This window comes from Cecembia sp., from assembly GCF_007126775.1.
Lineage (GTDB): Bacteria > Bacteroidota > Bacteroidia > Cytophagales > Cyclobacteriaceae > Cecembia.
Genome location: NZ_SLAP01000160.1, coordinates 1 through 2836, shown reverse-complemented (window position 1 = coordinate 2836; position 2836 = coordinate 1). Strand labels below are relative to the sequence as shown.

General features: G+C 39.3%; 3 protein-coding genes and 1 pseudogene. 2 read left to right on the top strand and 2 right to left on the bottom strand.

Going from position 1 to position 2836, the window contains the following annotated elements:
• The coding region (locus tag QZT73_RS10455) for a metallophosphoesterase (RefSeq protein ID WP_291788033.1) at positions 1 to 773 on the bottom strand (773 nt) is incomplete at its 3' end.
• Positions 774 to 974: 201 nt separating this feature from the next.
• Between QZT73_RS10455 and QZT73_RS10450 the strand changes: the two genes are divergently transcribed.
• Positions 975 to 1910 carry a DUF481 domain-containing protein gene (locus QZT73_RS10450; protein ID WP_291788030.1) on the top strand — a complete coding sequence of 312 codons (936 nt, stop codon included), beginning with the start codon at positions 975 to 977 and terminating at the stop codon, positions 1908 to 1910.
• A 67-nt stretch (positions 1911 to 1977) separates the two neighbouring features.
• The gene (locus QZT73_RS17025) at positions 1978 to 2115 is read left to right on the top strand and encodes a hypothetical protein (RefSeq protein ID WP_363331093.1); all 138 of its coding nucleotides are present in this window, start codon (positions 1978 to 1980) and stop codon (positions 2113 to 2115) included.
• A 22-nt stretch (positions 2116 to 2137) separates the two neighbouring features.
• On the opposite strand, the pseudogene QZT73_RS10445 reads toward QZT73_RS17025, so the two are convergent.
• A pseudogene (locus tag QZT73_RS10445) lies at positions 2138 to 2836 on the bottom strand (metallophosphoesterase); the annotation flags it as partial.

Genomic DNA, 2836 nt, shown 5'->3' with positions numbered 1-2836 from the left:
CCACTGATGCATGCTTTGACATTTTTGTGTTGGAAGAATAGGTTGATCAGGGATTTGGCGTCAATATGCATCCATGCCCCTGGTACTATCCAATCTCCTGTTTGGGCATTATCCCCATCCAAAAATGGTGTCGCCCCCAAAATTGGAATATGGGAGATGATCAAAACTGGTTTGTCTGCTGGAATATTTTGGAGGGTATCTTCCAGCCATGTTCTTTGAGCGGTATCGAGCTTGGCGGTGTACCATGTCCCATCTTCTTTTTGGTGGGTGCTGTCCAATATAATAAAATGCCAGCCTTTTGATTCAAATGTATAATATGGACGCTCCATTCCATGTTCCCTCATCACCCAAGCCTTGCCGGGATACTTTTCTTCATGGGGTGTTTTTCCCCAGACATCATGGTTGCCAATGCAATGGTAGAATTTTAAATCCGGATAGGCAGCTCTGATGCTGCGCCAAACGGCCCATTGTGCTTCTGTTTCGGCCTCATCTTTTCCCAAAGCATCCATAATCAGGTCACCTCCGTTGACAAAAAAATCTAGTGGCTTTTCGCTGCTTAGAATATGGTCAATGCATTTTTTTACTCCTTCTTCAGCCCCAATGCCTGGTTCGATATGCATATCGGTTAGGTGAGCAAAACGGATTATAGGGTTGTTTTTATTTACTTCGTTGAAATTCGGGCTGGAACAACCCATTGGAACTATGTTAGAACCAATGGCCCCTAAGCCCAATGCTTTTAATAGATTCCTCCGATTTATTTTATTGTTTTCCATATGGCTAATTTTGAGACTTTTCGATCGTTTAATTAGATTATTACGATTCAATAAAATTTAAATTATACTTGTGTACCTAATTATAATTTTTTATTCTGCAGAAAATCCATTAACTAAATTATGAATAAATTATTACTTTGTTTAGGTATATTTTTTTTATTTATTTCCATAGCAACTAAGGCTCAAACTGATTCTTTGGTGATGAAAAATAAGAATTATTTGATTGGTGAAGTTAAATCCATGGAAAGAGGAGTTTTGGTGATAAAAACAGCATATAGCAAGAGTAACTTTCGTGTAAAATGGAATGAAATTCAGAGCATTTATTCAGAATCACTATTTATTACCTCTATCAAAGACAGCAAAAGGCTTTATGGTAAAATCAGTAGTCCAAAAGCGGGGTATTTGACGATTAAACCTACTGGCGAAGAAGAAGTATCCTACCCGATAGAAGATGTTCTTTATATAAAAACTGTTGACAGGGGCTTTCTAGGTAGGATCAATGCAGGTATTGATTTGGGATTTACCTTTACAAGAGCAAGGAATCAAAGACAATTTACCACCAGAAGCCATATTGATTACATCTCTCAGTATTGGTCTTTCAGTGCCGCTTTTAATAAGTTAACAACCACGCAAGACGAAGTGGAGAAAATAGAGCGTGGAGATGGGAACCTTACTGCGATATATATCCCTCGGAATCGTTGGCTTGCTCTGGCCAGAATTGAGTATTTATACAATAACCAGCAGCGTATTGACTTGAGAGTCAATACGCTGCTTGGGCTAGGACAAGATTTTATTAGGTCAAATTCACTTTATTGGAGGGTTTTTGGTGGATTGGCTTTCAACAATGAAGATTTCGCCGGAGAAGTTAATAACCTTCAAAGTACGGAATTATTCCTAGCTTCAGAACTCAATATTTTTGATATGGGTGATTTTAGTATCCTGACAAATATTTTTGTTTACCCAAGTTTAACAGAAAAAAATAGACTGAGAACCGATTTCAGAATGGATTTACAATATGACCTTCCTTTGGATTTTTATATAAAAAGCGGACTGACGTTAAACTATGATAACCGCTCTATCCAGCTCACACGTACTACGGATTATATCATCCAAACTACCCTAGGATGGAGCTGGTAGAGATTGCGAAATCGACAGGATGCTCGATCCTTCTCTAATGAAAATATAGAGAATTGAAGAGGGGAGGGTGAGGTGTGCTTTCAGACGCATACTTGGATATGTGGAATCAGATAGGGTAATGGATAGTTCCCGACGGACTATTGGGTTTTTTGATGGGATCAGAAGAGAAGAAGCAGCGTTGTACTTCTTTTTCTTTTTCCGATGAGTGAACAAACCCTTTAGGTGGATTAATCTAAGTCAAAAGTAAAGGCTGCATAAGCTTCGCTTCCCCAAGCGAGATGCCTTGTGCTGGGAGAGATGGCAAATAATGGGGAAAAGGTGCGTACTGAGACATGGTTGCCCTGAAATTCTAACAACCTCAACCAGCCATCTCCACCGTTTCCATGCCAGCCACCTCCCAAGGCTTGTGCATTAAAGGTCATTTGATGTACCTTTTTGCCTCCGGCATTGGTATCTGTTCGGAATCCGACATGGCCACTTTTTTGATCCGCAGCTCCTATATGGCCAGAGAAGACCATTTGGATATTTTTGGAAGGTTTCACTAATTTTTCCCAAATGGCTTTGCCATAGTTTCCATCTGTCATGGGATAATTTTCTTTTTCGATATGATTGCTATTACTATCCAGATAGGAATGCGCCAATAATATCACTGTATGATCCAGGTATTTTTCCTGATTGACCACTTGAATGGCCCATTGTAAATTTGCCTCTCTTGGCGCAAATTCAAGAACAAGAATCAAGAACTTTCTTTCATCGGGTGCAGTAAATTCGTATAAGGCATTTGTTAGATTGGGCATGCCATCTTCGTCAAGAGCAACTTCCCTAATCATCTCTTTATTATGGTGATTTTTTTCAATAGGGAAATACTTGTTATAGAAAGTCTGGCGGTTTTCGATATTGGCAATGCCAAAATCATGATTTCCTGT

What these genes read in the sequence shown, in the direction of transcription:
- QZT73_RS10450 (WP_291788030.1), top strand. Translation starts at nt 975, where the DNA reads ATGAAAAATAAGAATTATTTGATTGGTGAAGTTAAATCCATGGAAAGA.